This window comes from Epibacterium sp. ABZ3_068, from assembly GCF_056159265.1.
Genome location: NZ_JBSWUV010000001.1, coordinates 2,005,185 through 2,018,058, shown reverse-complemented (window position 1 = coordinate 2,018,058; position 12,874 = coordinate 2,005,185). Strand labels below are relative to the sequence as shown.

Genomic DNA, 12,874 nt, shown 5'->3' with positions numbered 1-12,874 from the left:
AACTAGACAAACAGCCATGGGCCAAGCGCCCATGAGGGCTCAAGGACGGGCGGGAGCGCATGGTTTCAGGTCAGCACGCATGGCGCAATCCACCACTCGGGAAATGCAGCTTGCAGGCATTTACCGGCATTCTCTGCCTGCGCATTCTGCGCGAACAGGGCAAAACAGGTGGCGCCTGACCCGGACATCCGCCACAACAAGGCACCCTCTTGCCCAGACAGCGCTTCCAGCACAGCTGCGATACCGGGGTGCCGCGAAATGGCCGGTGCTTCCAGATCATTTCGCATCGATATCAACCAGTCGGACAACTCCACGGGACCTGAAAAATCAGGCAGACTCTCTGGCATGGGTGCATTGTCTTTCTGACCAAGCGCCTGGAAAACCGGCGGTGTTGCAACCGGGATGCGAGGATTGACCAAAAGCGCGGGGAGTGCGGGGAGCCCCAAAACAGGGTTAACCTGCTCCCCTGTTCCCCGCATTCGGGCAGCGCTGGCCTTGAAGCACACAGGCACATCAGCGCCGAGACACTGCAATTGCTTCGGGACCGCCATGCCAAAGGTCTCGACCAATGCCCGCAGGGTTGCGGCGGCATCAGAGGAGCCGCCCCCGATGCCAGCTTCTGCAGGCAGATGCTTGTCCAAGAAAATCGCCGCATCCGTCACGCCTGCGAGCCGCGCAGCCTTCAGAACCAAATTGCTGCCATCCGTGGGAACCCCCGCTGCAAGCGGGCCTGTAACAGACAAGCTCAACCCAGTTCCAACGGGCTGTTTCTCAACCGTGATCCGATCACCAACGTCTGCAAACACCACCAGCGAGTCGAGCAGGTGATAGCCATTTTCGCGCTGGCCGGTGACATGGAGAGTCAGGTTGATTTTGGCGGGCGCAAAGGCCTCAGCCATCCTGTGCGACCTTCAGCGGCTCCGCACCCTCTTCTGCCAGAACCGCGTCCAGGCCGATTTCGAGTTTGCGACGGATCCGGTCCGGATCAGCTTCACCACCGGTGTCTTCGGGATCGATAAACGACAGAGCCCGGCGCCACTGGAATTCCGCTTCACGCGCACGGCCAACGGCCCAATAGACATCTCCCAGGTGGTCATTGACCACAGGGTCCACCGGCATCAGCTCAACGGCGTTTTCCATGTGCCCAACAGCTTCTTCATAACGTCCCAGACGATACAAAACCCAGCCAAGCGAATCGACGATATAGCCGGACTCCGGCTCTGCTGCGACGGCGCGTTCAATCATCGACAGAGCTTCGTCCAGCTTGATTTGCTTCTCAACCAGCGAATAGCCGAGATAGTTCAGAACCTGGGGCTGATCCGGATTAAGGTCGAGTGCGGCGCGAAAATCAGCTTCGGCCATTTCCCAGTTTTTCAGGCGCTCATGGCTGATCCCACGGGCATAATGCAGGATCCAGCTGCGGGATGTGCCTTCCTCGGTCAGTTCCAGCGCACGGTCATAAGAGGGCAGCGCCCGCGCATAGTCTTCCTGCTGACGCAAGAGATCCCCCAGTTCCATATGAACCGTTGGATCATCAGGATAGGCTTTGGCCAGGCTGCTCAGGACTTCGGCTGCGGCGTCAGGCTTGTCAGAGCGGCGCAGCGCCTCGGCGCGGCCCAGTTCGGCAGCATGATATTCCGGATGGGTCGCAGGCACTTTGCCATAGGCCTCGATCGACAGGTCATAGCGGCCAAGTTGGTCCATAACATCCGCGCTGAGCAAAAGCGCATCTACGTGATCTGGGCGCAGTGACACGGCCAGTTGAGCATAAATCAGTGACAGATCAGCGCTTGCTTCACCGCTGAGGGCAACACTCAAAGTAAAGAACGTCTCTGCCAGCCCGTCCACAGGAGTTGGGGCAATATCAAACACCAAAGTATCGTCAGCCTGAAGTTTGCCCATCACGGCGCTCAGCGCCGGGTCAAACCGCCCAGAAAACGCACGATCCATATATGCTATGGCTTCATTATTGCGATCCAGCTGAGACAGAATCTGAACATAGGCCAAAGCGGCACGGCGCGACGAGCGGGCAAGGCGTTGGTCTTCGGCTTCCATCAGATCAGCAGCGCCCTGATAGTCCCCGACAGAAGCCAGCGCCAGCGCAAGGTGATAGTTGGCAAAGAACATCAAATTCTTGTCCTCTGCCAAAGTGGTCAACTCTTCGACCGCTTTGCTGACAGCGCCTGTTCCAAGATAGGCCCAGGCATTGATCAGCCCATCCGTCAGGTTGCCAGTTCCTTGGGTTTTAAGATCACGGGCCAGAAGGCCTTCAAAATCTTTAGCCTTGGCCATTGCCCCGGCGACGGCGACATTTGCGATCTGGCTAACGGCTTTCTGCTCCCACAGGCGGCGGGCAATCGGTTCGGCGCGGTCCAACTGCCCCAGAGCCATGCGCGAAAAGACCACATTGTCCAACAGGACCGCATTTTCAGGGTCACGGGCCAAAGCACGGGAAAAGTAATCCGCAGTGGCCGCATAATCACCGCCATATGTGGCCGCTCTCCCTGCCAGATAGGCCCCGGCCAGCCCGTGCGAAGCGCTTTGCGAGACGGCCATCGTAGAGGTCGTCGCAAGCAGCGCGGCAGATGTGGCGGCAAAGGTCAGGGAGCGGATAAAACGAAAGGCCACACGGGTCTCCTACTCAAAGGGGCAAATCTCAACTTCCAAGCTAGGCGCTTGAGCGAGCGGAGGCAATGGCACTTGGATCAACTTGCCGCCATCCGCTGAGGCTTTTGCAAAATCTATGGGCAGGAAATTTAGAAATTCCAAAGAAAAACCGCCGGGGCTCCGGGTCCCCGACGGTCTATTCAGTACATTCGTCCGACCTGGGCCGAACAGCTTACATATTCGGGTAATTCGGCCCATCACCGCCCTGCGGTGTTGTCCATGTAATGTTCTGCGCCGGGTCCTTGATATCGCAGGTCTTGCAATGGACGCAGTTTTGGAAGTTCACAACGAACTCTTTCACGCCGTCTTTTTCCAGCACCTCATAAACGCCTGCCGGGCAATAGCGCTGCGCAGGTTCGTCATACATGGGCAGGTTGTCATAGATCGGCTTGTTCGCATCCGCCAGCTTAAGGTGTGCGGGCTGGCTCTCTTCGTGGTTGGTGAAAGAGAAGGAGACGTTGGTCAGCCGGTCAAACGACAGAACACCATCGGGTTTGGGATAGTCGATGGGCTTATGCGACGCCGCCGGTTCTGTGGACTGGGCGTCATTTTTGCCATGGCCAATGGTGCCGAACAGCGAGAGACCAAGGATGTTGTTGGTCCACATATCGAACCCACCCAGGGTGAGCGAAGCTGCAAGCCCCCATTTGGACCACATCGGTTTGACGTTGCGCACCATTTTCAGGTCTTTGCCAATCGGGCCTTTGCGCACGTCTTCTTCGTATGCGTGCAGCTCATCACCGGAGCGGCCATCCTGGATCGCGGCATAGGCGGCTTCGGCTGCCGCTTTGCCCGAGAGCATGGCGTTGTGGTTGCCTTTGATGCGCGGCACGTTGACCATACCTGCAGAACAACCCAGCAACGCCACGCCGGACGCGACCAGTTTCGGCATTGACTGCCAACCGCCCTCGGTGATCGCGCGCGCGCCATAGGCCACGCGTTTGCCGCCCTTCAGGAGATCCGCAACAATCGGGTGATGCTTGAAGCGCTGGAATTCCATATAGGGGAACAGGTGCGGATTCTTGTAGTTCAGGTGCACCACAAAGCCGACATAAACCTGATTGTTTTCCAGATGATAGATAAAGGATCCACCGCCCGCATTCGAGCCCAGCGGCCAGCCCATAGTGTGGGTGACAGTGCCCTCTTTGTGCTTGGCCGGGTCGATCTCCCAGATCTCTTTCATGCCGATGCCGTATTTCTGCGGCTCTTTGCCAGACTGCAGATCGTAGCGTTCGATTACCTCCTTGGAGAGCGACCCGCGCACACCTTCGGACAGGAAGACGTATTTGCCGTGCAACTCCATGCCGGGTTCAGAATTCGGACCCAGCGATCCGTCCGCCTCAAGACCAAAGACACCGGCGACCACGCCTTTGACTTCGCCGTTGTCACCATAAACGAGTTCGGAACAGGCCATGCCGGGGAAGATTTCAACGCCCAGTTCTTCGGCCTGCTCCGCCATCCAGCGGCAGACATTACCCATCGACACGATGTAATTGCCGTGGTTGTTCATCAGCGGCGGCATGGGGAGGTTTGGGATGCGAATTTTGCCCGCCTCACCCAGCATATAGAAATTGTCTTCGATGACCGGCGTATTCAGCGGAGCGCCTTTTTCTTTCCAGTCGGGAATAAGCGCGTCCAGGCCACAAGGATCCAGCACAGCACCTGACAGGATATGTGCGCCGACTTCGGACCCTTTTTCCAGGACCACAACGTCCAGATCTGCGTCCAATTGTTTCAGACGAATCGCTGCCGACAGACCAGCGGGACCAGCGCCCACGATCACGACATCATATTCCATCATCTCACGTTCAATCTCGGCCATTCTTGCGGTGCTCCCTGGCTACATTTCGCTACGGCCCCAGCTGGGCGCAATATTCTTTCGCGGTTGCTTAGCGTCTGCATAAGCAAGCCGTCAATCCAAACTCTGTGTTTGCAACGATGCGTCGCAGCAAAGGTGACTTAACGTTCTGTTATTTTCGACATTCAATCGCTGCTTTGCGGCAAAGGGCGGTCTCCCATCAAATACCTGGGCCCTGGACCATTGCTGCGGGCGCTGTCATCACGATTATAGAGTTTGCATTTCGGCAAGGAGAGGCAGCCGCAACCGATGCAACCGTCCAGATTGTTCCTGAGTTTTTGCAAAGTAGCGATTCGCTGATCCAAATGGTCCCGGAAATTGAGCGAGATCTGTTCCCAATCCTCTGGGGTGGGGGTCCGATTGCCGGGAAGGTCCGCCAGGAAGCCGCGAATATCCGGCAGCGTAAACCCGAACTGCTGCGCGATCATGATGAAAGAGAGCCGACGGATATCTGCGCGCATGAAGCGGCGCTGACCGCCTGGGTTCCGCCAGGGCGTAATCAGCCCCTGTGCCTCGTAATACCGGATCGCAGAAACCGCCAGCCCGGTGCGTTCTGCCAAATAGCCAATAGAAACACCTGCGGATTGCGCCATTTTCCCTCACGAAAAACCTTGACCTAAAGTTAGGTTTAGAAATTAGCGTGAGGTGAAACAGAGGTCAAATATTGAAAAGGGGATCAAAAAATGAGTGCCGTTTTAGAACATGCGAACGTGACCGTCGCCAATCCCATCGCAACCGCAGGATGGATGCAGAACGTATTTGGTTGGGACATCCGCTGGCAGGGAGAGGCCAAGGATGGCGGATACAGTGTCCATGTGGGCAACGACAACAGCTACCTTGCCCTCTACACTCCGGATGCCGCACTGGGTGAGGCTCCAGTCAGCTACAAGACACGCGGCGGGCTTAACCATCTCGCCGTCATCGTGGAAGACTATGAAGGCACAGAACAGGCCGTAAAAGCCGCAGGTTTCAGGCCCGGCGAACATCACGATTACGAGCCCGGACGCCGGTTTTACTTCCGCGATGAAAACGGGATCGAGTTTGAAATTGTAAACTACGGTTGATTCAGAATTGCCGAAAGGCCGTGTGAAAGCCCCTCGAATTCTCGGCAGTTTGCCGCTGGATGGGACAGTTTCCTTGCGAAAACTCACACGTGCCCCCTTGTCGCCCCCTTGCAATCTGCCTCAGGATTGGGTCAGGTATCTGCCAACTCGTTCAATCGCCCCGCCCGCACCCCCTGCGGCGGGGCGGACCCGTTCGAAGCAATAACAACCGCTGTTTACAGCCACAAAAAGACGCCGGACCTTCCTATGGAAAAAATCCCAATGACGCCTTCTGGCTTTGCCGCGCTTGAGGCCGAGCTGAAAAACCTGAAATCGGTCGAGCGCCCTGCAATCATTCAGGCGATTGCAGAAGCACGCGAGCTGGGCGATTTGTCTGAAAACGCCGAATATCACTCGGCACGAGAGAAGCAATCTTTCATCGAAGGCCGCATCAAAGAGCTGGAAGGCATTCTGTCGCTGGCAGATGTTATCAATCCAGCCAAGTTGAGCGGCTCTATCAAGTTCGGTGCCAAGGTTTCGGTTGTTGATGAAGACACCGATGAAGAAAAGACTTGGCAGATCGTGGGCGAACATGAGGCCAATATCGAAGCAGGCCTGTTGAATATCAAATCTCCCATTGCGCGGGCCTTGATTGGCAAGGAAGAAGGCGACAGTGTAGACGTGCGGACGCCCGGCGGTGTGCGCTCTTACGAGATCCTTTCGATCGTTTACGCCTAAGTCCTTTCTTATCAGAGCTTTGCCCTCATGACCGGCACGACGCCAACCAACACCAAGCCCTCGAGTTCGCACGCCCTGCCCGTGTTTGAACGCAGTGATGTACATCCTCTGGGGCTCGCAGAATGGGTGGCGGCGGGCCTCAGTCTTATTTGGGTTCTCTTCTTCTTGTTAAGCGGGGCATTGAACGGTGACGGCACCGGAGTGGCCAGCTGGACTGACCCTGTGCAGTCTCTGTTCGCTCTCTTGTTGCCCGTTTTGATGCTGTGGGTGGCGGCTTTGTCGATCCGCTCGACCCGCCTGGTGCAGGCAGAAGGTGAGCGGCTTCATGCGATGATTGACAATCTGCGCACGACCTATCTGACGCAGGCACAGCAAAATGCGGCCGTCGCTGAACCGTCGATGACCAAAAAGCTGGAAGAAATTATCGAAGCCGCCCGCAATACGGAAACCGCACTGGCGACATTCCAAAGCAGCCGACGCGAGCCCCATCGCGACGGGGGTGGCACAGCGCCCCCCCCTGCACCCGCCGAGGATCAGGGCGCATTGGCCTTGGGCACACCGGCAGAGGATATGAAACCGCCTTTACCTGTGCATCAATTTATCCGAGCCATGAACTTCCCAGAAACGGCGGAGGATCAAGATGGCTTTGTCGCACTGCGACTGGCGCTTCAGGATCGCAAAGCCAGTCAGGTCATTCAGGCGGCGCAGGATGTACTAACGCTTCTCAGCCAGGACGGGATCTATATGGATGATCTGCGCCCGGATATGTCCCGCCCAGAAGTCTGGCGTCAATTTGCCCAAGGCGCACGCGGCCGGGAAATCGCCGCACTGGGAGGCGTTCGGGACCGTGCAGCACTTGCGCTGGCGTCAGCCCGGATGAAACAGGATCCGATCTTCCGCGATGCAGCACATCACTTCCTGCGCCGTTTCGATCAGATGTTTTCCGAGTTTGAAGGCGATGCATCTGACTCAGAAATCTCGGCCCTCAGTGAAACCCGCACCGCACGCGCTTTTATGCTATTGGGCAGAGTTGCCGGGACATTTGACTGATAAACTGACCAAAGTGCTCCCGCCCGTCGTCAGGTCCTGTCGGCCCGACTTCCGTTGGGCTTGGCAGCGCTCCTTCGGAGCGCTGCAGTCAGCCTCAGGCGCAACCCGCACCGTGCGAAGCACGGTGCCACGCCCAACTGCGAAGCGCATCCCACAAGGGATGTGACGAAGCAGGCGGGAGCGCATGGTTCGCTCATCGGCCTACAACCACAACCCAAAGCCGGTGTAGGGATAAAACATCACTGGGTCGCCTTCAGAAATCTCGGCAGCGCCATCATCCAGCTCCACAAGCCCGTCCGCCCAGCTCAACCCGCTGATCCGGCCTGAACCTTCGGATTTGAACACTTCTACGCGCCCTTCACGAACCCGCGCCCGCAGATACTCTCGCCGTCCGGGCTTCTTACGTTTGCTAAATGCTGCAGGTAGCGGGAAGCCTTGCGGCGCCACCCAACCTGCCCCGGACAAAAGCTCCATCGCAGGGCGTGCAAAAATCAAACTGCAAACAAATGCGGCAACGGGATTGCCCGGCAGACCAAAGACAGGCACACCGTTCCACATCCCAAGGGCCAAAGGACGACCCGGTTTGATCGCGATGCGCCATTCTTGCATCGCTCCAGCCTCACGCAAGAGAGCTGACATATGATCTTCATCGCCAGCCGAAGCTCCACCGCTGGTCAGGATCACATCCACCTGTGCCGCGCCTTCATTCAGGCACGCCTGTAGGCGATCCCGGTCGTCCGCCACCCGTCCAAGATCAATAGGCCTGTGCCCCATCTGACGCAACATCCCCAACAGCATCGGTCGGTTTGCATCAAAAATCTGTCCTGGCCGGGCATTGCCTCCGGCTTCAACAAGCTCATCCCCTGTAGAGAGCACACCAACTTTCAACGCGTGCCTCACCATGAGCTTTGCGCTGCCTGTCGCTGACACCAACGCGAGATCAGCAGCTGTTACCCGGCGCCCAGCCGGGAGGATCACGTCACCTGCTCCAACATCTTCGCCGGCTTTGCGCGCGTTTGCACCGAGCCGCAGAGGCCCCCTGCAGGCAATCGATGTTCCGTCCGTTGTCACATCCTCTTCCAGGATCACTGTGTCCACGCCTCTGGGCAGGCTGGCCCCGGTTAGAATGCGTATCGCTTGTCCAGCAGGAACCTCCCCCTCAAAGGCCAAGCCGGCAGCTGCACGTCCCGGCACCAGTGGGAGGAGATGCTCTCCCTTTTCCAGCCCGCCCGCGAATCCATAGCCATCAACAGCAGAGTTCGGCAGCGGCGGGTTGGAGCGCTGCGCCACAACATCTTTGGCAAGCACGCGCCCCAGAGCCTCGGCCAATGGCACCGTTTCAATATCTGTCACCGGATGCAGCCGCTCTCGCAGCAGGGCAAGCGCCTCATCCACGGGCGTCCAGTTGACACCGGCGGGCAAAGCAAAGCAATCGTTGCGCAATGGCGGTGGCTTTAATGTCATTGGGGGACATCCTTTTTGCCCTTCTCGGCCTTCAGGTTAAGCTCAGCCGCGATGAAATCCGCAATCCCTCTGGTGTCGTTCAAATCAAACTGCGGACGCTCCAGATCCAAAGGCGTATCCGTTGCAACCGCTCGGATTGTCATGTCTTGCGGCGCGATCAACGGTTGCCCGGCTGCGGCACGGTGCGCCTCGATCTTGGGATGTTTCTCGCATTTGTAGCCTTCGACTAGAATCAGGTCGACCGGGCGCATACGGGCCAGCAACGCGGTCAGCGTAGGTTCTTCTGCCCCGCGCAACTCCTGCATGATAGCCACACGTTGATCAGAGGCCAAAACCACCTCCTGCGCGCCTGCTACCCGGTGACGATGGCTGTCCGTTCCGGACTGGTCCACATCCGTGGAATGATGCGCGTGTTTCAGGGTGGATACTGTAAAACCGCGCGTCGTGAATTCGGCCACCAGCCGCTCCATCAACCCGGTCTTGCCATTGTTCTTCCAGCCAGTAACACCATAGACCTTCATTTCAGAAGCTCCTCTGCCCGTTGCAAATCCTCGGGCGTGTTGACATTGAAGAAAGGATCAAAAGGGTCCGCCTCAAACAAAGCTTCGCGCCCACCGTGCTTATCGGTCCACAGAACCACCTTGCGCAGCCCCGCCTGCAAAGCTGCCCGCAAATCCTCTCGCAAGGCCACAGGCCAAAGCCCAAAAGTCGGGTGCCGGTTCACCTTGCTGCGGCCACCAGATTTCAGTTCATCTCCAGTCCGCGGGGTCGTGGCCAGTACAAGCGGACGGGTCTGGCCCTCAGAAGCGGCAACCAGGCGTGCAACCAGATCATCGGGAAAAAACGGCGTGTCAGCTGCCGCGGTGACAATTGCCTCAGCCCCCTGCTCTGCCGCCCAGTCCAAACCGGCCAACACACCTGCAAGCGGCCCTACGTAGCCACCGACACTGTCAGGCACAACAGGCAGGCCCAGATCGGCAAACCGCTTTGTATCCCCATTTGCATTCAACACCAGCCCCGCGACCTGCGGCGACAGGCGGTCAACCACATGGGATAAAAGGCTTTGCCCTCCAACCTTCAGCAAGCCCTTGTCGCCCCCGCCCATCCGTGTCGCAAGTCCCCCTGCAAGGATGACCCCAAGCGGACCGTTAGTCATGTCTCACGTCCTTTGCCAGATGCGCCGGGCCTGTCCCGGACAGGCCGCGCGTTGAGCGGCCCTCGATGGGCCCGAAATGCGCACGCGCGTTCAATCTGCGCTCTTTCGGCGGTTTTTCTTCTCTTCGACCGGTGCATCTGCAGGGTCCATATCCCGGACCAGGCGTTCGTCACCGCTTAAACACACAAACCGTTGCCCGCGCATTCGGCCGATCAATGTCAGACCGATTTCGCGCGCGATTTCAACGCCCCAGGCGGTGAACCCGGACCGGGACGCCAAGACCGGAATGCACATCATAGCGGTTTTGATCACCATCTCAGAGGTCAAGCGCCCTGTTGTATAGAGAATCTTGTCCGCAGCCGAAACATTTTCAGAGAGCATCCAACCAGCGATCTTGTCGACCGCATTATGGCGGCCCACATCCTCCATATAAACCAGCGGCCGGTCTTGCTGGCACAGCACAGTTCCATGGATCGCCCCCGCCTCCAGATAAAGCGACGGCGTGCGGTTGATCTGATGCGCAAGCCCATAAAGCCAGCTGGTTCGCAGTTCGGCACTGGGCAGGCTCACACCCTCCAACCCTTCCATCATATCGCCAAAAACCGTGCCCACCGCACAGCCAGAGGTGCGGGTCTTCTTCTTCAGCTTTTCTTCATGCGAGGTCTCAACCGCGGTGCGCACCACAACGGTTTCCAGATCCTCGTCATAATCAATCCCGGTAACCTCATCCGTGGCCAACAGCATGCCCTGGTTTTTCAGAAACCCAAGCGCGAGATACTCCGGGTAGTCTCCAATGGTCATCGCTGTCACAATTTCTTGTGAGTTCAAGAAGATGGTCAACGGACGTTCTTCCACAACAGAGATTTCATTTATCTCTCCGTTCTGGTCTACGCCCCTGACCGTGCGGGTCAGACGCGGGTTCATTGGGTCAGGAGCAATCACATATCCGACGGGCTCTTCATATTTCGCCAATTGAATTACTCCCAGAACGGACTTAGACCAAATAGCATTCATTTAAAGGTATCCCATGGCAATCTCCACCACCAGTGCGGCATTTTGGAAGGGCTTTCGCGACGGTGCGCCTTTTATGCTGGTCTCCGGCCCCTTTGGGTTGCTCTTTGGCGTTCTGGCGAGTGAAGCCGGATTGGATGTGCTGACGGCATTCAGTTTTTCCATGGCAGTCTTTGCGGGGTCAGCGCAGTTCACGGCCTTGCAGTTGATGCAGGAACAGGCCCCTACGGCAATTGTCCTGATCTCCGCTTTGGCGGTAAATCTTCGGGTCGCAATGTATTCGGCTTCTCTTACACCCTATTTGGGTGAGGCACCGCTGTGGAAACGGGCGTTTGCCGCCTATTTCACGGTGGACCAATCCTATGCCTTGTCAATTGTGCAGTTTGAGACCGGAGAACCGCTGAGCCTGAACCAGAGGCTGGCGTATTTCTTTGGCACCAACGGGCTGGTCGCACCTATGTGGATGCTGGCCACGGTGGTGGGCGCAGTTTTGGGCAATCAGGTTCCAGAAAGCTGGGGCCTCGACTTTGTCCTGCCGTTGGCATTTCTGGCGATGATTGGTCCGATGCTGCGCACACCAGCCCATGTTGTGGCCTGCTTCACCGCAATCGCCGTTTCCCTGCCGGCTTCCATGCTGCCCTACAACCTCGGCCTGATCGTCGCAGGGTTGGCAGGCATGATTGCCGGAGCACAGGCAGAGCTGCATTTACCCCCAGCTGGCGGTCACAGTCCAAATGGCGCAACTGGCACAGCAACACAGGAGACACAGGCATGAGCAATATAGATCCAATCACCCTATGGACTGTGATCATTGGCCTGGCGGTCGGCAGTTTTGCCCTTCGATTTGCATTTATCGGAATTATGGGTGGTCGCGCGATGCCGGAATGGCTGATGCGTCACCTGCGCTATACGGCTGTGGCCATCATCCCGGCCCTTGTTGCGCCACTGGTGGTTTGGCCAACGCCAACAGGCGGCGAGCCTAGTGCAATCCATCTTGCCGTTGGCTGTGCAACATTGGCGGCAGGCTATTTCACGCGTAATGTCTTTGCCGCAATGGGTACGGGCGCGGTTCTGTTGGTGGGATATCTCAGCCTGATCGGCTGAGACAAATACCTTACCCGTTCAAAGCAGCATTGCTGGCGGCGATACCTTTTTTCAGGTCCTCGTCATCGCCTTCGTAGTAGAGTTCGCTTTGAATGTTCCCAAGTGTCTCGAACTGCTTTGCGAGCTTTTCAGGGTAGAACGTCACATCAATTGGACCCAGCCCCGGAACCTGCTGCAGAATGCGCGACGTTGCATTGGCGCAATAGGCACCAGGTACGCGACCATTACCTTTTACAAGCTGCAACGCAGCTTCGGCCTGTTCCGGCGTCACATCGAGACGCTGAGTCTTCACGTGGAACGTCGTACGCGCATGCGCGCTGCGATACGCCTGAAAGACCGCCGGGCGAATACCATACAGGACGTCATTGTACTCCGGCACAATATCCGCATGGAACGATCCCGCCGGATCAAAAATAACCCGCTCCGAGCCGCTGACCATCAGTGCAGTGTGCCCGCCCTTCCCCGTGCGATTGTTGATCACGGTGATCAGTGTAAGCGCTGGTGCGCCAGGATCAGTGTAAGCGACCCGTTGCAGGGTTGCCAAATCCGCATTTGGTTGTTGCGGCGCCGCGCAACCAGCCAAAGCCACAAGCACAACGCCCAGGCACAACAGTTTTTTCACGAGAAGTGCTCCGAAAGATCAGATGGCAAAAATTGCCAGGAAGATCACGAATCCCACAAGAACCACACAGAAACGGGTCACAAACGAAATAAATCCCGCATAGGTTTGTTCCTGAACGGTGATATCCATGGTTCCGTGTTTATGTTCAGCCATTCTTACAG

Annotated in this window: 15 protein-coding genes; 5 read left to right on the top strand and 10 right to left on the bottom strand. The window is 57.4% G+C overall.

Annotated elements, in window-relative coordinates; genetic code table 11:
• Positions 1-65 precede the first annotated feature (65 nt).
• The 4 genes from ACXAEW_RS09730 to soxR all read right to left on the bottom strand — a co-directional run bounded on the left by ACXAEW_RS09730 (position 66) and on the right by soxR (position 5,118).
• The gene (locus ACXAEW_RS09730; protein ID WP_474941131.1) at positions 66-899 is read right to left on the bottom strand and encodes a 4-(cytidine 5'-diphospho)-2-C-methyl-D-erythritol kinase; all 834 of its coding nucleotides are present in this window, start codon (positions 897-899) and stop codon (positions 66-68) included.
• Entirely contained in the window at positions 892-2,628 is a 1,737-nt protein-coding gene (locus ACXAEW_RS09725) for a tetratricopeptide repeat protein (protein WP_474941130.1), read from the bottom strand. The genes ACXAEW_RS09730 and ACXAEW_RS09725 overlap by 8 nt, the downstream gene beginning before the upstream one ends.
• A 211-nt stretch (positions 2,629-2,839) precedes the next feature.
• Positions 2,840-4,489, bottom strand: coding sequence for an electron transfer flavoprotein-ubiquinone oxidoreductase (locus tag ACXAEW_RS09720; protein WP_474941129.1), 1,650 nt, complete (start codon positions 4,487-4,489; stop codon positions 2,840-2,842).
• Positions 4,490-4,650: 161 nt separating this feature from the next.
• Positions 4,651-5,118, bottom strand: a complete 468-nt coding sequence (gene soxR, locus ACXAEW_RS09715; protein ID WP_474941128.1) for a redox-sensitive transcriptional activator SoxR — start codon at positions 5,116-5,118, stop codon at positions 4,651-4,653.
• Positions 5,119-5,208: 90 nt separating this feature from the next.
• Here soxR and ACXAEW_RS09710 point away from each other — a divergent pair, with 90 nt between their 5' ends.
• The 3 genes from ACXAEW_RS09710 (at position 5,209) to ACXAEW_RS09700 (ending at position 7,356) form a co-directional block, all read left to right on the top strand.
• Positions 5,209-5,589: a VOC family protein gene (locus tag ACXAEW_RS09710; RefSeq protein ID WP_474941127.1), complete on the top strand. Its 381-nt coding sequence runs from the start codon at positions 5,209-5,211 to the stop codon at positions 5,587-5,589.
• Between the two features lie 246 nt (positions 5,590-5,835).
• Positions 5,836-6,306, top strand: coding sequence for a transcription elongation factor GreA (greA, locus tag ACXAEW_RS09705; protein WP_474941126.1), 471 nt, complete (start codon positions 5,836-5,838; stop codon positions 6,304-6,306).
• Between the two features lie 27 nt (positions 6,307-6,333).
• Positions 6,334-7,356: a hypothetical protein gene (locus tag ACXAEW_RS09700; RefSeq protein WP_474941125.1), complete on the top strand. Its 1,023-nt coding sequence runs from the start codon at positions 6,334-6,336 to the stop codon at positions 7,354-7,356.
• A gap of 201 nt (positions 7,357-7,557) precedes the next feature.
• On the opposite strand, the gene ACXAEW_RS09695 is transcribed toward ACXAEW_RS09700, so the two are convergent.
• From ACXAEW_RS09695 to ACXAEW_RS09680, 4 genes are all read right to left on the bottom strand, one after another.
• On the bottom strand, positions 7,558-8,820 hold the full coding sequence (locus ACXAEW_RS09695) for a molybdenum cofactor synthesis domain-containing protein (RefSeq protein WP_474941124.1): 1,263 nt from the start codon (positions 8,818-8,820) through the stop codon (positions 7,558-7,560).
• Complete coding sequence (mobB, locus tag ACXAEW_RS09690; RefSeq protein WP_474941123.1) at positions 8,817-9,341, bottom strand: molybdopterin-guanine dinucleotide biosynthesis protein B; 525 nt, start codon at positions 9,339-9,341, stop codon at positions 8,817-8,819. The genes ACXAEW_RS09695 and mobB overlap by 4 nt, the downstream gene beginning before the upstream one ends.
• Entirely contained in the window at positions 9,338-9,976 is a 639-nt protein-coding gene (gene mobA, locus ACXAEW_RS09685) for a molybdenum cofactor guanylyltransferase MobA (RefSeq protein ID WP_474941122.1), read from the bottom strand. Before mobA ends, mobB begins: the two co-directional genes overlap by 4 nt.
• 90 nt (positions 9,977-10,066) lie before the next feature.
• The gene (locus ACXAEW_RS09680; protein WP_474943019.1) at positions 10,067-10,900 is read right to left on the bottom strand and encodes a formate dehydrogenase accessory sulfurtransferase FdhD; all 834 of its coding nucleotides are present in this window, start codon (positions 10,898-10,900) and stop codon (positions 10,067-10,069) included.
• A 103-nt stretch (positions 10,901-11,003) separates the two neighbouring features.
• Between ACXAEW_RS09680 and ACXAEW_RS09675 the strand changes: the two genes are divergently transcribed.
• Positions 11,004-11,762 carry an AzlC family ABC transporter permease gene (locus tag ACXAEW_RS09675; RefSeq protein ID WP_474941121.1) on the top strand — a complete coding sequence of 253 codons (759 nt, stop codon included), beginning with the start codon at positions 11,004-11,006 and terminating at the stop codon, positions 11,760-11,762.
• Positions 11,759-12,091, top strand: a complete 333-nt coding sequence (locus ACXAEW_RS09670; RefSeq protein WP_474941120.1) for an AzlD domain-containing protein — start codon at positions 11,759-11,761, stop codon at positions 12,089-12,091. The genes ACXAEW_RS09675 and ACXAEW_RS09670 overlap by 4 nt, the downstream gene beginning before the upstream one ends.
• A gap of 10 nt (positions 12,092-12,101) precedes the next feature.
• On the opposite strand, the gene ACXAEW_RS09665 is transcribed toward ACXAEW_RS09670, so the two are convergent.
• Both ACXAEW_RS09665 and ACXAEW_RS09660 read right to left on the bottom strand, forming a co-directional pair.
• Complete coding sequence (locus ACXAEW_RS09665; RefSeq protein ID WP_474941119.1) at positions 12,102-12,713, bottom strand: acylphosphatase; 612 nt, start codon at positions 12,711-12,713, stop codon at positions 12,102-12,104.
• Positions 12,714-12,731: 18 nt separating this feature from the next.
• Positions 12,732-12,866 (bottom strand): aa3-type cytochrome c oxidase subunit IV, encoded by a 135-nt coding sequence (locus ACXAEW_RS09660; protein WP_474941118.1) that lies wholly within the window; start codon positions 12,864-12,866, stop codon positions 12,732-12,734.
• Between the last annotated feature and the right edge of the window lie 8 nt (positions 12,867-12,874).

What these genes read in the sequence shown, in the direction of transcription:
- ACXAEW_RS09730 (WP_474941131.1), bottom strand. Translation starts at nt 899, where the DNA reads ATGGCTGAGGCCTTTGCGCCCGCCAAAATCAACCTGACTCTCCATGTC.
- ACXAEW_RS09720 (WP_474941129.1), bottom strand. Translation starts at nt 4,489, where the DNA reads ATGGCCGAGATTGAACGTGAGATGATGGAATATGATGTCGTGATCGTG.
- soxR (WP_474941128.1), bottom strand. Translation starts at nt 5,118, where the DNA reads ATGGCGCAATCCGCAGGTGTTTCTATTGGCTATTTGGCAGAACGCACC.
- ACXAEW_RS09710 (WP_474941127.1), top strand. Translation starts at nt 5,209, where the DNA reads ATGAGTGCCGTTTTAGAACATGCGAACGTGACCGTCGCCAATCCCATC.
- greA (WP_474941126.1), top strand. Translation starts at nt 5,836, where the DNA reads ATGGAAAAAATCCCAATGACGCCTTCTGGCTTTGCCGCGCTTGAGGCC.
- ACXAEW_RS09700 (WP_474941125.1), top strand. Translation starts at nt 6,334, where the DNA reads ATGACCGGCACGACGCCAACCAACACCAAGCCCTCGAGTTCGCACGCC.
- ACXAEW_RS09695 (WP_474941124.1), bottom strand. Translation starts at nt 8,820, where the DNA reads ATGACATTAAAGCCACCGCCATTGCGCAACGATTGCTTTGCTTTGCCC.
- mobB (WP_474941123.1), bottom strand. Translation starts at nt 9,341, where the DNA reads ATGAAGGTCTATGGTGTTACTGGCTGGAAGAACAATGGCAAGACCGGG.
- mobA (WP_474941122.1), bottom strand. Translation starts at nt 9,976, where the DNA reads ATGACTAACGGTCCGCTTGGGGTCATCCTTGCAGGGGGACTTGCGACA.
- ACXAEW_RS09680 (WP_474943019.1), bottom strand. Translation starts at nt 10,900, where the DNA reads ATGAACCCGCGTCTGACCCGCACGGTCAGGGGCGTAGACCAGAACGGA.
- ACXAEW_RS09675 (WP_474941121.1), top strand. Translation starts at nt 11,004, where the DNA reads ATGGCAATCTCCACCACCAGTGCGGCATTTTGGAAGGGCTTTCGCGAC.
- ACXAEW_RS09670 (WP_474941120.1), top strand. Translation starts at nt 11,759, where the DNA reads ATGAGCAATATAGATCCAATCACCCTATGGACTGTGATCATTGGCCTG.
- ACXAEW_RS09660 (WP_474941118.1), bottom strand. Translation starts at nt 12,866, where the DNA reads ATGGCTGAACATAAACACGGAACCATGGATATCACCGTTCAGGAACAA.